The sequence below is a fragment of the Cupriavidus sp. 2TAF22 genome (genome assembly GCF_052115045.1).
Taxonomy (GTDB): domain Bacteria; phylum Pseudomonadota; class Gammaproteobacteria; order Burkholderiales; family Burkholderiaceae; genus Cupriavidus.
The window spans coordinates 198,223-212,505 of sequence record NZ_JBFRFX010000005.1 but is presented as its reverse complement, the minus strand read 5'-3'; the positions used below and the strand labels follow the sequence as shown (position 1 = coordinate 212,505).

At 67.2% G+C, this 14,283-nt stretch carries 13 protein-coding genes; 12 read left to right on the top strand and 1 reads right to left on the bottom strand.

Annotated features, from left to right (window positions below; translation table 11 throughout):
* The first annotated feature begins 348 nt into the window (after nucleotides 1-348).
* The 7 genes from AB4Z48_RS08710 to AB4Z48_RS08680 all read left to right on the top strand — a co-directional run bounded on the left by AB4Z48_RS08710 (nucleotide 349) and on the right by AB4Z48_RS08680 (nucleotide 7,039).
* Nucleotides 349-681 carry a hypothetical protein gene (locus AB4Z48_RS08710; protein ID WP_441613513.1) on the top strand — a complete coding sequence of 111 codons (333 nt, stop codon included), beginning with the start codon at nucleotides 349-351 and terminating at the stop codon, nucleotides 679-681.
* Between the two features lie 53 nt (nucleotides 682-734).
* Nucleotides 735-1,310: a DUF2889 domain-containing protein gene (locus AB4Z48_RS08705; RefSeq protein ID WP_441613512.1), complete on the top strand. Its 576-nt coding sequence runs from the start codon at nucleotides 735-737 to the stop codon at nucleotides 1,308-1,310.
* 114 nt (nucleotides 1,311-1,424) lie between these two features.
* Complete coding sequence (locus AB4Z48_RS08700; RefSeq protein ID WP_441613511.1) at nucleotides 1,425-2,411, top strand: Bug family tripartite tricarboxylate transporter substrate binding protein; 987 nt, start codon at nucleotides 1,425-1,427, stop codon at nucleotides 2,409-2,411.
* Nucleotides 2,412-2,482: 71 nt separating this feature from the next.
* The gene (locus AB4Z48_RS08695) at nucleotides 2,483-3,649 is read left to right on the top strand and encodes a thiolase domain-containing protein (RefSeq protein ID WP_441613510.1); all 1,167 of its coding nucleotides are present in this window, start codon (nucleotides 2,483-2,485) and stop codon (nucleotides 3,647-3,649) included.
* A 28-nt stretch (nucleotides 3,650-3,677) separates the two neighbouring features.
* The gene (locus tag AB4Z48_RS08690; RefSeq protein WP_441613509.1) at nucleotides 3,678-4,076 is read left to right on the top strand and encodes a Zn-ribbon domain-containing OB-fold protein; all 399 of its coding nucleotides are present in this window, start codon (nucleotides 3,678-3,680) and stop codon (nucleotides 4,074-4,076) included.
* A 79-nt stretch (nucleotides 4,077-4,155) separates the two neighbouring features.
* A complete protein-coding gene (locus tag AB4Z48_RS08685) occupies nucleotides 4,156-6,231 on the top strand; it encodes an acetate--CoA ligase family protein (RefSeq protein ID WP_441613508.1) in 2,076 nt (691 codons plus the stop codon).
* Nucleotides 6,232-6,292: 61 nt separating this feature from the next.
* A complete protein-coding gene (locus AB4Z48_RS08680) occupies nucleotides 6,293-7,039 on the top strand; it encodes an SDR family NAD(P)-dependent oxidoreductase (protein WP_441613507.1) in 747 nt (248 codons plus the stop codon).
* Between the two features lie 27 nt (nucleotides 7,040-7,066).
* On the opposite strand, the gene AB4Z48_RS08675 is transcribed toward AB4Z48_RS08680, so the two are convergent.
* Nucleotides 7,067-8,053 carry an AraC family transcriptional regulator gene (locus AB4Z48_RS08675; protein WP_441613506.1) on the bottom strand — a complete coding sequence of 329 codons (987 nt, stop codon included), beginning with the start codon at nucleotides 8,051-8,053 and terminating at the stop codon, nucleotides 7,067-7,069.
* A 326-nt stretch (nucleotides 8,054-8,379) separates the two neighbouring features.
* Between AB4Z48_RS08675 and AB4Z48_RS08670 the strand changes: the two genes are divergently transcribed.
* From AB4Z48_RS08670 to AB4Z48_RS08650, 5 genes are all read left to right on the top strand, one after another.
* Nucleotides 8,380-9,153, top strand: a complete 774-nt coding sequence (locus tag AB4Z48_RS08670; RefSeq protein WP_441613505.1) for a glucose 1-dehydrogenase — start codon at nucleotides 8,380-8,382, stop codon at nucleotides 9,151-9,153.
* A gap of 53 nt (nucleotides 9,154-9,206) precedes the next feature.
* The gene (locus AB4Z48_RS08665) at nucleotides 9,207-9,713 is read left to right on the top strand and encodes a 2,4'-dihydroxyacetophenone dioxygenase family protein (RefSeq protein WP_441613504.1); all 507 of its coding nucleotides are present in this window, start codon (nucleotides 9,207-9,209) and stop codon (nucleotides 9,711-9,713) included.
* A gap of 168 nt (nucleotides 9,714-9,881) precedes the next feature.
* Nucleotides 9,882-11,498, top strand: a complete 1,617-nt coding sequence (locus AB4Z48_RS08660; protein ID WP_441613503.1) for an arylsulfatase — start codon at nucleotides 9,882-9,884, stop codon at nucleotides 11,496-11,498.
* A 96-nt stretch (nucleotides 11,499-11,594) separates the two neighbouring features.
* Nucleotides 11,595-12,704 carry a formylglycine-generating enzyme family protein gene (locus AB4Z48_RS08655; RefSeq protein WP_441613577.1) on the top strand — a complete coding sequence of 370 codons (1,110 nt, stop codon included), beginning with the start codon at nucleotides 11,595-11,597 and terminating at the stop codon, nucleotides 12,702-12,704.
* A gap of 128 nt (nucleotides 12,705-12,832) precedes the next feature.
* Entirely contained in the window at nucleotides 12,833-14,209 is a 1,377-nt protein-coding gene (locus AB4Z48_RS08650; protein WP_441613502.1) for an MFS transporter, read from the top strand.
* Nucleotides 14,210-14,283: the final 74 nt, after the last annotated feature.

Genomic DNA, 14,283 nt, shown 5'->3' with positions numbered 1-14,283 from the left:
GATATGTTCCACCTGAGCGCAGGCACGGCGCGACACGGCAGTGACCTGGTGGCGCCAAAAGCACCCCCGGAAGGGCTACGCCACCCTGTACCGCTGATAGCGGGGCTTATCCCGCGGCGCGTGGCTTATCCCGCGTCCGCCCCCCTTGGTCGAGTGGGGGCGAATGCCGGGCCGCTGCGTGACACTGTTCCGAAGATTCCGCAGCCCCCAGCCAGAAGCGGCTGCCAACGACGAGACCAGCCCATGCAGTACGACGCACCCCTCACCCCGGCCCCGCCATCCCTGCCGCAATGCCGGCCGGCGCCAGCGCGCCAGACGCCGCAGGCCCTTACGCCGATGGAGCGGCTCATGGACCTGTTGCAGGAGGTGCGCCAGTTCAGCAGCCAGCTGCAGCGCAAGGCCAGGCAATCGGCCCGCGGCGCCGGCGGGCCGGCCTATGCCGATGCATTGCACACCATGCTGTGCGACCGCATGCGCAGCGGCGATGCCCGCATGCGCATCGTCTGCTACGCGTCGGCGGCGGAACTGGGCGTGCCAGTGGAACTGCAGCCGGAACACTGCCGGCAGGCCATGAGCGGCGGCCGGGGCTTCCCCTTGCGCGTGCTGTTCTGGGCCGCGCACCGGCGCGTGCAGGCTGCCAGACGGCCGCGCCGCCATGCGGCGGCACAGCCGTGGAACTGAAGCGACCGACCGAATTGCCGCCCGCGCCGCGCGCGCGGGCATGGAGCCCGACCATGATGACCAGCACGACTGACCGGACCGCCATCCACACGCGACAGGTGACCTGCCACGGGTACGAGCGCAGCGATGGCATGCTCGAGATCGAGGCCGAACTGCGCGACCTCAGCCCCACCGGAACCGACCTGTTGTTCAAGCAGGTGCCGCCGGGCGGCGCCATCCACCATATGCGCATCGTGGTGACGATGGACCGGGCGCTGCTGATCCACGACGTGAAGGCCGTGATCGAAACCGGCCCGACCGAGTACTGCCGCGCGATCGAGTCTGCCTACGCCGGCCTGATAGGCCTGCAGATCCGCGGCGGCTTCCGCCAGCAGGCCAGGGCGATCGTGGGCGGCGTGCGCGGCTGCACCCATCTGACCGAACTGCTCGGCCCGCTGGCCACCACCGCCACGCAGACCACCATGGCCATCGGCCGCCGCGAGCGCAAAGGCCGCTGGCCGGGCGAGGGCACCGGGCCCATGCCGAAGCCCGTGCTGATCGGCAGCTGCCACACCTACCACGAGGACGGCGAGGCGGCGAAGCTGCTGTGGCCTGTGCACCGGCGCGTGCCGGCCGCGCAGGACGCCTGATCACTGGCGTCGGCAGCGCGGCGCCGCTGCCGAGGCCGCATGACGCGCATCGCGCGCTACCAGCAAGCCGGGCCGCCTCGGGCACCTGGCCGCTACGAAAACCACGGAGAAGACATGAGCTGTTTTGCAGAACGGGCCCGCGGGCCTTTGCGTACGTTGCTTGCGTTGCTCTGCCTGCCCGCGCTGCCAATGCCAGCCGCGGCGCAGGCGTATCCGGAGCGGCCGGTGCGCATCGTCTCGATCACCAGCGCCGGCACCGGCGCCGATGACTACACGCGCCTGCTGGCCAGGCACCTGGGACAGAAACTCGGGCAGAGCTTCGTGGTCGAGAACAAGCCCGGCGCGAACATGATCCTGGCCTGCGACTATGTCGCCAAGTCCGCGCCGGATGGCTACACGCTGCTGCTCTCGGCGTCCGGCGCCATGGCCGCCAACCCCTTCCTCTTCAAGCGGCTGCCCTATGACCCGCTGAAGGACTTCGTGCCGATCGCGCGCATGTCGGTGATTCCGGTCGCGCTGGTCGTGCCGGCCACCTCGCCGTACCGCACGGTGGCCGACCTGGTTGCCGCGGCCAGGGCGAAACCGGGCACGCTTAACTTCGGCACCTCGAGCACGGGCTACCGGACCATCCTCACCGCGTTCAACGACGCCGCGAAGATCCAGGCCGTGAGCGTTCCCTACAAGGCCATGAGCACGCTGCTGCCCGACCTGATGAGCGGCGTGGTCGACTACGGCGTCGTCGAGGTATCGGCCGTGGTGCCCCACGTGCAGTCGGGCAAGCTGCGCGCGCTGGCGGTCACCGCCAACGCACGCATGCCGCAGCTCAAGGACGTGCCCACCATGGCCGAGGCCGGCATGCCGGCGGCAGCGGTGAACAGCTGGACCGGCCTGTTCGCGCCGGCCGGCACGCCGCAGGCTGTCGTCGACAAGCTCGCGCGGTACACGCTGGAGTTCGTGAACTCGCCGGAGGCGCTCGCGCACTACGGCGCGCGCGGCAGCCTGGCCTTTCCCGCGAACGGCGCCGAGCTGCGCCAGACCATCGTCGCCGACCAGCAGATGTGGAAGCGCCTGATCACACTGGCCGGCATCGAGCCGGAATGACGCACGCGGCGTTTGCCGGCCGCACGCCAGCAACACCTGTCCTCCCCCCCTACTGACCCAAGGAAGCAAGCATGAGCATCAAAGGCAAGGCCTATATCGTCGGCGCCTATGAGCACCCGACCCGCAAGGCACCGGACAAGACCGTGGCCCAGCTGCACGCAGAATGCGCCAGGGGCGCGCTGGAAGACGCCGGCCTGACACTGGCCGACGTCGACGGCTACTTCTGCGCGGGCGATGCCCCGGGCCTGGGCGTGCTGAACATGGTCGACTACCTCGGCCTGAACGTGCGCCACGTGGACTCCACCGAGACCGGCGGCTCCTCTTACCTGGCGCACGTCTCGCACGCCGCGCAGGCCATCGCCATGGGCAAGTGCAACGTGGCGCTGATCACGCTGGCGGGACGCCCGCGCTCCGAAGGCTCCAGCGGCACCAAGCCGCGCAACTGGGGCGACAACCTGCCCGACCTGCCCTTCGAGGCACCGTACAGCCCGCTTACGGTCAATTCGTACGCCATGGTCGCCATGCGCCATATGTACGAGTACGGCACCACCAGCGAACAGCTGGCGTGGATCAAGGTGGCTGCTTCGCACCATGCCCAGCACAACCCCAACGCCATGCTGCGCGACGTGGTGACCGTGCAAGACGTGCTGAACTCGCCGATGATCTCGGACCCCCTGCACAAGCTGGACTGCTGCGTGGTGTCGGACGGCGGCGGCGCGCTGATCGTGGCGCGCCCGGAAATCGCGGCGAAGCTGAACCGGCCGAAGGTCAGGATCCTTGGCGCGGGCGAGCATGTGAAGGGCCAGCTGGGCGGCAAGGTCGACCTCACCTGGTCCGCGGCCCGCGCCTCCGGTGCGGCAGCCTTCGCCGAAGCCGGCGTCACGCCCGCCGACATCCAGTATGCGTCGATTTATGACAGCTTCACCATCACGGTGCTGATGCAACTCGAAGACCTGGGCTTCTGCAAGAAGGGCGAAGGCGGCAAGTTCGTCGCCGACGGCAACCTGATTTCCGGCATCGGCAAGCTGCCCTTCAACACTGACGGCGGCGGCCTGTGCAACAACCACCCGGCYAACCGCGGCGGCATCACCAAGGTGATCGAGGCCGTGCGCCAGCTGCGCGGCGAAGCCCACCCGGCCGTGCAGGTCAAGAACTGCGGACTGGCGCTGGCACAGGGCACCGGCGGCCTGCTGGGCTCGCGCCACGGCAGCGCCACCCTCATCCTGGAACGCGAATAACGCCTGACTGCAGGCATCGAGCACAGCCATGACCACACCCTACACCCCTACCCCATTCAAAGCGCCCGCCGAGCATCCCGACAACACGGAATTCTGGGCCGCCGCGCGCGAAGGCCGCCTGCTGGTGCGCCACTGCGACAGCTGCGGCAAGCCCCACTGGTACCCGCGCACGCTGTGCCCGTTCTGCCTGGGCACGACGCACTGGAAGCAGGCCAGCGGCCGCGGCACGATCTATTCGTTCAGCGTCACGCGGCGCGCCGGTCCGACGCCGTTCTGCATGGCCTACGTCGCGCTGGACGAAGGCGTCACGATGATGACGCAGATCGTCGATTGCGATCTCGACACGGTCCGGATCGGCCAGAAGGTGCAGCTGCGCTTCTCGCCGTCGGACGGCGGCGCGCCGCTGCCGACCTTCACGCTTGCCTGATCCGGCCAGCGGTTCCTGCCTCCTGCCCACAACCCTGCCAGCCTGATCCATGAATACGACTGCCTCCCTGGAACGACTGTTGAACCCGCGTTCGGTCGCCATCATCGGCGCCTCGGACGATCCATTGCGAATCGGCGGCCGGCCGATCGCCTCCATGCGCAAGCTTGGCTATGCGGGACGCATCCTGCCGGTCAACCCCAATCGCCGTGAAGTGCAGGGCCTGCAGGCCTGGCCCTCGGTCGCGGCCTTGCCGGAAGTCCCTGACGTGGCCATCGTGGCCGTCCCCTCCGGCCAGGTGCTGGAAGTGCTGAACGCACTGGGCGAACGCGGCGTGCCCGCGGCCATCCTGTTCAGCGCCGGCTTTGCCGAAGTCGGCGGCGACGGCGTGGCCATGCAGGCCGAGCTGGTGGCCGCGGCACGACGCACCGGCATGCGCCTGCTCGGGCCGAATTCGCTCGGCCTCGTCAACCTGCATACCGGCTTTGTCGGCAGCTTCTCCTCACTGGCTGGCATCGACGACGTGCGCGCCGGCCGGGTCGGTATCGTCAGCCAGTCCGGCGCGTACGGCAGCCACCTGGTATCAGCCATGGTGGATTCGGATGTCGGCCTGTCGAACATCGTCATGACCGGCAATGAGGCCGACCTGACGCTCGGCGAGATCGTCAGGCTGATGGTGGACGATCCCAACACCGATGTGATCGCCCTCTACTCCGAAGGCATCAACGATGGCGACGGCCTTGTCGACGCGCTGAAGGCCGCGCGCGCCGCGCGCAAGCCGGTGGTGATGATGAAGGTCGGCCGCAGCGAGGTGGGTGGCGCCGCGGCACAGTCGCACACCGCGTCGATCGCCGGCAACGATGCGGTGGTCGATGCCGTGCTGCAAGAGCTCGGCGTGGTGCGCGCCTACACCACCGAAGCAATGCTCGACATTGTCCGGCTGGCCACGCGCAGCGTGTTCCCGGCCGACAACACGCTGGGCGTGATCACCGTCAGCGGTGGCGCCGGCGTGATCGTGTCGGACGCCGCCGAGGAATACGGCGTGCCGATGCCAGAAATGCCCGCCTCCGCGCAGGCCGCGCTGCTCAAGCGGCTGCCCATCTGCGCCCCGCGCAATCCGGTTGACACCACGGCGCAGTTCATCAACGACCCGACGCTGGTGCAGCCGTTCATGGACATGATGCTCACCGAAGGCGGCTATCGCACGGTGCTGGGCTTCTTCAGCTATGCCGGCACCACGGGCCAGGTGGCGCCGGTGCTGCGCGAGCAGCTCGCACGGGTGCGCGCCGCTTATCCGGACCGGCTTTATGTGCTGGTGCTGCGCGGCCCGCGCGAGGTACTGCGCAACTACGAGGCCGAGGGCTTTACGGTGTTCGAGGACCCGACCCGCGCCGTCGCCGCGATCGCCGCCATGGGCCGTTTCGGCCGCGCCTTCGCCATGCAGCCGCTGGCGCCCGCGCCGCAGGTCGGACCGGTGGCCCTGCCGGCGCAGACGCCCAGCGAGGCGCAGGGCAAGAAGCTGCTGGCCGAAGCCGGCATCGCCAGCGCGCCGGAGAGCGCCTGCAGCGCGGTCGAGACCGCCGTGCTGGCGGCGCGCGAGATCGGCTACCCGGTGGTGATGAAGATCCTGTCCCCGGACATCCTGCACAAGTCCGAGATCGGCGGCGTGCTGCTGAACGTGAGCGACGAGGCAGCCGTGCGCAGTGGCTTTGCCACGCTGATGGAACGCGCCGCCAAGGCCGCGCCCGAAGCGCGCATCGAAGGCGTGCTGGTGGCAAAGCAGCTGGGCGGCGGCGTCGAATGCATCATGGGGATCAACCGCGACCCGGTGTTCGGCCCGATCGCCATGTTCGGTCTCGGTGGCGTATTCGTGGAGGTGCTCAAGGACGTGGTGTTCCACCGCTGCCCCTTCGGCGAGGACGTGGCCGAAACCATGATCCGTTCGATCAAGGGCGCGCCGCTGCTGTTGGGCGCGCGGGGCCGGCCGGTCGCGGATATCCCGGCGCTGGCGCGCACGCTCTCGCGCCTGTCGGCCTTCGCCGTGGCCGCGGGGCCGCGCCTGCAATCGATCGACCTGAACCCGGTCTTCGCGATGCCGCAGGGCGAGGGCGCGTACGCCGCCGACGCGGTCGTTGAAATCAATACGGACGCGGCCTGATGCGTGGGGGAAGGGCCGCCCTGGCGGCCCTTCCCCGTTTTTTTCCAGAGGATCTTCAGACATGAACCTTCAGAACAAGATCGCTATCGTCACCGGTGCCGCTTCCGGCCTGGGATTCGCGACATGCGAGGCACTGGCCGCGGCCGGCGCCACGGTGGTGGGCTTCGACCGCGATGCCGCCCGGCTCGCCGAGGCAATGGGCCCGGCGATGACGGCCATCGCCGTGGATGTTTCCGACGAGGCCAGCGTCAAGGCCGGCGTGCAAGCCGCGCTGCAAGCGCACGGCGCAGTCCATGTCGCCGTCAACTGCGCGGGCGTGCTGGGCCCGAGCAAGACGCTGTCCAAAGGGCAGCTCTTTCCGATGGACCTGTGGAACCAGGTGCTCGGCGTCAACCTCACCGGCACGTTCAACGTGATTCGCCATGCGGCGCTGGCGATGAGTGCCAATACCCCGGATGAAGGCGGCGAGCGCGGCGTGATCGTCAATACCGCGTCGATGGCGGCCAGGATCGGCCAGATGGGACAGGCCGCATACAGCGCCAGCAAGGCGGGCGTGGTCGGCATGACGCTGCCGATCGCGCGCGACCTGGCCGAACACGGCATACGCGTGATGTCGATCGCGCCCGGGCTGTTCGAATCCGGCATGTCGGCCGCCATGCCGCAGAAGGTGGCCGACGGCTTGCTGGAGAAGATGCTGTTCCCGCGCCGCATGGGCAAGGCCGCCGAGTTCGCCGGACTGGTGCGGCACATCGTCGAGAACCGCTATCTCAACGCCAGCACCATCGAGATCGACTGCGGCTCGCGCTGATCCGGCGCCGCCGGTCCCTTGCCCTGGTCAGCCCGCCTGCCGGAGACGATCCCGATACCGGTTGGGCGTGACGCCCTTCCAGCGCCGGCAGGCGCGGATGAAATTCGAGACCTCGCCATAGCCGAGCGCTTCGGCCACCTGCTCCAGCGTCAGGCCGCTGGCGAGCAACTCCTCGGCCAGTGCTTCGCGCACTTCTTCCTGCAGCTGGCGGAAGCTGGTGCCCTCCTCCACCAGGCGGCGGCGCAATGTGCGGGAGGTCATATGCAGTTCTCCGGCTAGCGTCTCCATGTCCAGCCACTGGCCCGGCCGGGCCACCATGCGGTCGCGCAGCTTGCCCGCAAGGCCATCGCGCGCCTGCCGGCGGGCGAGCATCGCCTGGCATTGCGCTTCGCACTGGCTCGCCACCTCGGCGCTGGCGCCCGGCAGCGGATGGTCAAGATAGCCGGATGCGTCCTTGACGATGCGGTTCTCCGCAGCCGCGAAGCGCGGCATGATGCCGAACAGCGCCAGGTAGGGGCGAGCATCGGCAGGCTCCGGCATGCGCAGGCTGACGCTCTGCACGGGCAACGTGGTGTGGATCAGGTCGCGCATGATGCTCGTCATGCTCGCGCAGTCGCGCTCGACGATAAACGTGCGCACGTCTTCCGGCACCTTGCTGTCGTCGAGGGTGGAAACCAGCGTGTCCCCCACCACTTCGGTGTGGATATCGGGAAACGGATACGAGAGATCGAGATAGCGCACCGCCATGCCGATGGCATGGCGCAGCGTGGCGCAACTCAGCAGCGCAAACCCCCAGATGCCATAGGTCGCCAGCCGGTAGCGCAGGCCAGCATCGATGCCCAGGCCCGGGGCATGTCCCAGCGCATTCACAAGGTTGCGTATCAGCCGCAACTCCTGCTCCGCTTCCACCACGGCGCCCGGGTTGGCCAGTTGCTGCCAGTTCAGGCCGGTCCCTTGCAGGCAGCGATCCCCCGACAAGCCATGGTCGAGCCCGAACTGCAGCAGCAGCTGCACGCTCGGTCCATTGTGACGGGGAACATGCCTGACGGTACGCATCGGCGCGAAGGAATTGGGTTGTCCGGAAATGATAACTATCTGTCCGAATATGCCATAACACCGACGCGCGCGCCCACTTAGCATTACTACCCATCGAGTGGCGTATCAACGCCCGAAAGACAAGAACCAGGAGACAACCCCCGTCGTCGCGGCTACCGCAGCGACACCCACCGTCCGGCAGCGCCGGACCGGTTCACTGCGCCAGCACGCGGCGCGGCATTGGTGCTCATCCATCGCACCAGGCGCGCCAAATCCCACCTTTGACAGACAAGGACATATCGACCATGCGAATGCAGGACAAGATCGCACTCGTCACCGGCGGCGCCTCGGGCATGGGCCTCGCCTTCTCGCGACGACTGGCCCGGGAAGGCGCCCGGGTCTTCTTCACCGATATCAACGAGACCGGCGGCCGGCAGGCCGAAGCGGAACTGAGGCAGGCAGGACTGCAAGCTGCTTTCCTGCGGCACGATGTCGCGCAGGAAGCCGACTGGCTGCGCGTGCTGGACCATATCCGCGTGGCCGAAGGCCGGCTGGACGTGCTGGTGAACAATGCCGGCATTGCCATCTCCCAGACCATTGAAACCTGCACGCTCGAAGACTTCGACAAGATCCTCAACGTCAATCTCAAGAGCGTCTTCCTGGGCTGCAAGCATGGGCTCGCGCTGATGAAGGCAAAGGGCGGCTCGATCATCAACGTGTCGTCGATCACTGCGATCTGCGGCGAGCCGATGGCGCCCGCCTACAGTGCGTCCAAGGCAGGCGTTCGCTTTCTGTCGAAGTCCGTGGCGCTGCACTGCGCCGAAAAAGGCTATGCCATCCGCGTCAACAGCCTGCATCCCGGCTACATCGATACGCCGCTGCTCGCCAGCGGCAACACCGGCAGCCTGAGCGAAGCCGAGCTGATGGCCTCGCGCATGCGCATCGGCGGCGAGATCCCGCTCAAGCGCCGCGGCACGCCCGACGAAGTCGCGGGCGCCGTCCTGTACCTGGCCAGCGATGACTCCGCCTATGTCACCGGCACCGAACTGGTGGTCGACGGTGGCTATGCCTGCCATTGACTGCCATCGACCTTTGCTCTGCGCACCAATTTCTGATCCAGGAGACCCTGACCATGGCACTTCCCGAAACCATCACCCATCAGGACAAGCTCCTGTACGTCGACACCACCGCGCACCCCTTCCTGAAGGCCTTCGGCGGCCATGAAGGCATCGAGATCTTCCCGCTGTTCCTGGACCCTTGCAACGGCGTATGGATCATCCGCGCCCGCTTCGCGCCCGGGCTGACGCTGCCGCTGCACTTCCACACCGGCGTGGTTCACTTCTACACCATGAGCGGCAGCTGGTACTACACCGAGTACCCCGACCAGAAGCAAACCGCCGGCTGCTATCTGTATGAACCGGGTGGCTCGATCCACCAGTTCAACACGCCGGCCGACAACGACGGCCCGACCGACGTGATCTTCCAGGTCATTGGCGCAAACGTGAACTTCATGCCGGACGGCTCCTTCATCAGCCTGTCGGATGCCGGCCAGATCAAGGCCTGGGTGGACCAGGCCATCCGTGCGCAGGACAACGGCATGAAATACATCTCGGGCGGCCTGCCGGGCCTTTCCGCCTGACGAATCGCTTCGGAGAATGCACAGATGCTACGCACGATGGGCTTTCCCGGCCAGTACGTGCAGGGCCCCGGCGCCCTGCGGCAACTGGGCGCCCTGCGCGGCAGGATGGGCTGGAAGCGGCCGGTGGCATTGCGCCAAGCCTGACCCTCACCTTCACCGGGAAGAATCATGACCGAACGAATGAAACGCGCGCTGGCCGCGATCGCGACGGGACTGGCCGTTGCCGTTGCCAGCCCGTTTGCCGCCGCGGCCCAGGGCAGCAGGCCGAACATCCTCGTCATCTGGGGCGATGACATCGGCTGGCAGAACATCAGCGCTTATGGCATGGGCACCATGGGGTACACCACGCCGAACATCGACAGCATCGGCATGGCCGGCATCCGCTTTACCGACCACTATGCGCAGCCGTCCTGCACGGCGGGGCGCGCGGCGTTCATCACCGGGCAATACCCGATCCGCTCCGGCATGACCACGGTCGGCCAGCCGGGCGACAAGCTCGGCCTGAAAGCTGAATCGCCCAGCCTGGCCGAGGTGCTCAAGCGCCTTGGCTACCGTACCGGACACTTCGGCAAGAGCCATCTGGGCGACCACAACGAGAACCTGCCGACGGCGCATGGCTTCGATGAATTCTTCGGCAACCTGTATCACCTCAACGTCGAAGAACAGCCGGAGTACCACGACTACAAGCACTACGCGAGCGACTATCCGGGCGGGCCCAAGGCATTCGCGCAGAGGTTCGCGCCGCGCGGCGTGCTCCACGCCTTCGCCACGGACAGCGACGACGCCAGCACGGATCCGCGCTTCGGGCGCGTAGGCCGGCAGAAGATCGAGGACACCGGCCCGCTCACCATGAAGCGGATGGAGGACTTCGATGCGGAGGAAGTCATTCCAAAGGCCATCGACTTCATGCAGAAGTCAAAACAGGAAGACAAGCCGTTCTTCGTCTGGCTCAACACCAGCCGCATGCATCTGTACACCCACCTCAACGACAAGTGGCGTTACGCGGCAGCCAGGTACACGCATGAAGATGACCTGCACGGCGGCGGCATGCTCCAGCACGATCACGATATCAGCCTCGTACTGGACTATCTCAAGCGCAGCGGCCTGGACAACAACACCATCGTCTGGTACTCGACCGACAATGGCCCGGAGCACTCGTCGTGGCCGCATGGCGCGACTACGCCCTTCCGTGGCGAGAAGATGACGACCTACGAAGGCGGCGTCCGGGTGGTGTCCATGCTGCGCTGGCCGGGCGTCATCAAGCCGGGCCAGATCAAGAACGGCATCCAGGCGCATCAGGACATGTTCACCAGCTTCGCGGCCGTAGCCGGCGCTCCCGACGTGGCGGAGCAGATGCAGCGCGAGAAGAAGCAGTACATCGACGGGATCAACAACGTCGACTACTGGACCGGCAAGTCGCAGGAAAGCGCGCGGCGGGACTTTCTCTACTACTACGAGAGCAAGCTGGCGGCGGTGCGCATGGGCCCGTGGAAGTTCCACTTCTCGGTGAAGGAGGATTACTACAGCGACCTGCGTCCCCGCACCATCACCATGCTGTTCAACCTGCGCAGCGACCCGTTCGAAAGCTATGACAGCAAGGATTCCTACGGTCATCTGGTGCAGAAGGCAGCGTGGATGGCGGGCCCGCTGGGCGAATTGATCGGGAACCACCTGCAAACGCTGGGGGAATATCCGCCGGTGCAAGCGGCCAAGTCGTTTGACCGCTCGAACATGGTGCAGGACTTCCTGCAGCAGAAGCGGCAGCAGGCTGCCGGGCGGCAATAGGAGTCTCCGATGGAACGCAGCGGGCAGCTCGGGGCACGAGCGGTGAAGACATCGGGAGGCGGCCGGCTGGCCACGCGGCGCCACGGCCGCGCAATCATGCTGGCCTTCGTGGCATGCGTTGCCGCCGCCACCGGCGGCGGCCTTGCCTGGTGGCAGGCACGCACCCATGCACCGGGCGCCGTCGTCGCCAGGCCTGGAGATGGCGTTAGCGGGCCGCGGGGCATGGTCCACATCCCCGGCGGCGAATTCCTGATGGGCAGCGACAGCAAGATGGCCCAGGACAACGAGAAGCCCGCGCACAAGGTGCGCGTCCATGGCTTCTGGATGGACCAGCATCACGTCACCAATGCCGAGTTCCGCAAATTCGTCGCGGCCACCGGTTACGTCACCACTGCGGAAAAGACCCCTGAATGGGACACCCTGAAGGTCCAACTGCCGCCGGGCACGCCGCGCCCGCCCGCCAGCGCGATGGTGCCGGGCGGCATGGTGTTCGTGGGCACATCGCGGCCGGTGCCGCTGCAGGACTATTCACGCTGGTGGCGCTACGTTGCGGGCGCCGACTGGCGCCATCCGGGCGGGCCCGGCACGTCGATCGATGGCAAGGACGACCACCCGGTGGTGCAGGTCTCCTATGAAGACGCGCAGGCCTATGCCCGATGGGCCGGCAAGCGCCTGCCGACGGAAGCGGAGTGGGAGTTCGCGGCACGCGGCGGCCTGGCGCAGGCGACCTATGCGTGGGGCGAGAAGTTCGCCCCCGACGGCAAGCAGATGGCCAACGCCTGGCAGGGGCAGCAGGCGCAGCCCTTTCCCGTGGTGAGTCCCAAGGCGGGCGGCGCGCCGGGCACGAGCCCGGTCGGCACCTTCCCGGCCAACGGCTACGGCCTGCATGACATGACCGGCAATGCCTGGCAGTGGGTAACGGATTGGTACCGGCCCGACCAGTTTCAGCGCGAAGCCGCTCTCGGCCGGCTGATCGAGAATCCCGCGGGTCCCGTGGCCTCCTGGGATCCGGGCGAGCCCGGCGTTCCCGTCAACGCGCCGAAGCGCGTCACGCGCGGCGGCTCCTTCCTCTGCAACGAGGACTACTGCCTGAGCTATCGCCCCAGTGCCCGACGCGGCACCGACCCTGACAGCGGCATGTCTCACCTCGGTTTCCGGCTGGTCATGGACGACAGTCGCTGGGATGCGAAGCAGCGCGATCGCTAGCCTCAGCCTCCTGATCGGGACGCTCTCCACAACCGGCTCTTCGCCGCCCCGAAGCGGTCCCTGTACAAGCCAGGCACAACAACAGCGTAGACCAACGCCAATGCAACGCCCCTCTGGGAGGAGACACGATGACAGATGCCAAAAAGACCATTGACGTAAAGCAGTTCATCGACGGACAGCGGTTCTCGCCATATCAATGGCTGATCCTGGTCGTCTGCTTCCTGACCATTGCCATCGACACCTACGATGCCTTCGCCGTCGGCTTCGTTGTCCCGGTGCTGATGCAGGCATGGCACCTGGACAAGGCGGTCTTCGGGCCCGTCATGAGCGCATCGATCCTCGGCATGGCGATCGGCGCCCTGCTGGCCGGCCCTCTCTTCGACCGCACCACGCCGAAGACCGTGATGGTTGCCTCCATGATCCTGTTCGGCCTGTGCAGCTTCGGCAGCATGTTTGCCGAAACGCCGCTTTCGCTGGGTATCTGGCGATTTCTCACCGGCCTTGGCATCGGCGCGGCGGTGCCGGGAGCCACGACACTCGTCTACGAGTACGCACCGGCAAGGCGCAGCGCGCTACTCGTCAATACCATGGGCTGCGGAGGAATGATCGGCGCGGCGGCGTGCGGCATGACCGCCGGGCTGCTGATTCCGGCCTACGGCTGGAAGAGCCTGTTCGTGGTGGGTGCGTTCATGCCGATCGCCCTGGCGATTGTCGTGCATTTCACGGTGCCGGAGCCGCTGCGTTTCATGGTGCTGCGCCAGTGGCCGGCCGAACGGATTGCCGCCGTGCTTCGCCGCATCGCCCCGGCGCATGACTTCGAAGGCGCGCGCTTTGCCTTTTCCGAAGATCAGCCCAAGGGCCCCGGATCGGGGATGGCCGTCATGCTGTCGAAGCCGCTGCGCGCGGGAACGCTGGCGCTGTGGCTGACCTACTTCGCCGGCACGTTCGCCTACTACCTGCTGATGGGCTGGATGCCCACGCTGATCCAGGAGTCAGGCGCGACCTTGCGGCAGGCGACGATCGCGACCAGCCTGTTGGCCCTGGGCGGCATCATTGGCGCCTTCCTTGTCGGCTGGCTGATGGACCGCTTCGAGCGCAACAGCGTCGTGGCGCTGGCATTTGCCCTGGGCGGCGCCTCGGTCTGGCTGATCGGGCAACAGGCCGGCAGCCCGATCTGGCTCGCCGCCAGCATCCTGCTTGCCGGCGTGGGCCTGAATGGCGCGATATTCTCGATGGGCGGCCTCGCTGCAGCGTTCTACCCGACGCATGGCCGCTCGGCAGGCATCGCATGGATGTACGGCATCGGCCGCATTGGCGGCATCCTCGGGCCAATCACCGGCGCTGTCATGCTGCGCGCGGGGGGCGCCGACGTGTTCTTCACGATCGTGGCGGCCACCATCCTCTTCCCTGTGCTGGCGCTTTGGTTCAAGCGCAGGGCAACATCAGGCGCAGGCGAGATCGCAGCCTCTGTCCGTGACGGGGTCGGAAGCAGCCGCTTGCGCTGACAATTCGACCAACCCCTGCCCGCCATCGCTGCCGTTCGGACTTGCCAGGCCGAACGGCAGCATTGGGGCGCAAC

Bases quoted from the DNA above. Each gene is read 5' to 3' on its own strand.
- AB4Z48_RS08680 (WP_441613507.1), top strand. From the start codon at position 6,293: ATGAACCTTCAGAACAAGATCGCTATCGTCACCGGTGCCGCTTCCGGC.
- AB4Z48_RS08655 (WP_441613577.1), top strand. From the start codon at position 11,595: ATGCTGGCCTTCGTGGCATGCGTTGCCGCCGCCACCGGCGGCGGCCTT.
- AB4Z48_RS08690 (WP_441613509.1), top strand. From the start codon at position 3,678: ATGACCACACCCTACACCCCTACCCCATTCAAAGCGCCCGCCGAGCAT.
- AB4Z48_RS08665 (WP_441613504.1), top strand. From the start codon at position 9,207: ATGGCACTTCCCGAAACCATCACCCATCAGGACAAGCTCCTGTACGTC.
- AB4Z48_RS08670 (WP_441613505.1), top strand. From the start codon at position 8,380: ATGCGAATGCAGGACAAGATCGCACTCGTCACCGGCGGCGCCTCGGGC.
- AB4Z48_RS08700 (WP_441613511.1), top strand. From the start codon at position 1,425: ATGAGCTGTTTTGCAGAACGGGCCCGCGGGCCTTTGCGTACGTTGCTT.
- AB4Z48_RS08660 (WP_441613503.1), top strand. From the start codon at position 9,882: ATGACCGAACGAATGAAACGCGCGCTGGCCGCGATCGCGACGGGACTG.
- AB4Z48_RS08705 (WP_441613512.1), top strand. From the start codon at position 735: ATGATGACCAGCACGACTGACCGGACCGCCATCCACACGCGACAGGTG.
- AB4Z48_RS08650 (WP_441613502.1), top strand. From the start codon at position 12,833: ATGACAGATGCCAAAAAGACCATTGACGTAAAGCAGTTCATCGACGGA.
- AB4Z48_RS08710 (WP_441613513.1), top strand. From the start codon at position 349: ATGGACCTGTTGCAGGAGGTGCGCCAGTTCAGCAGCCAGCTGCAGCGC.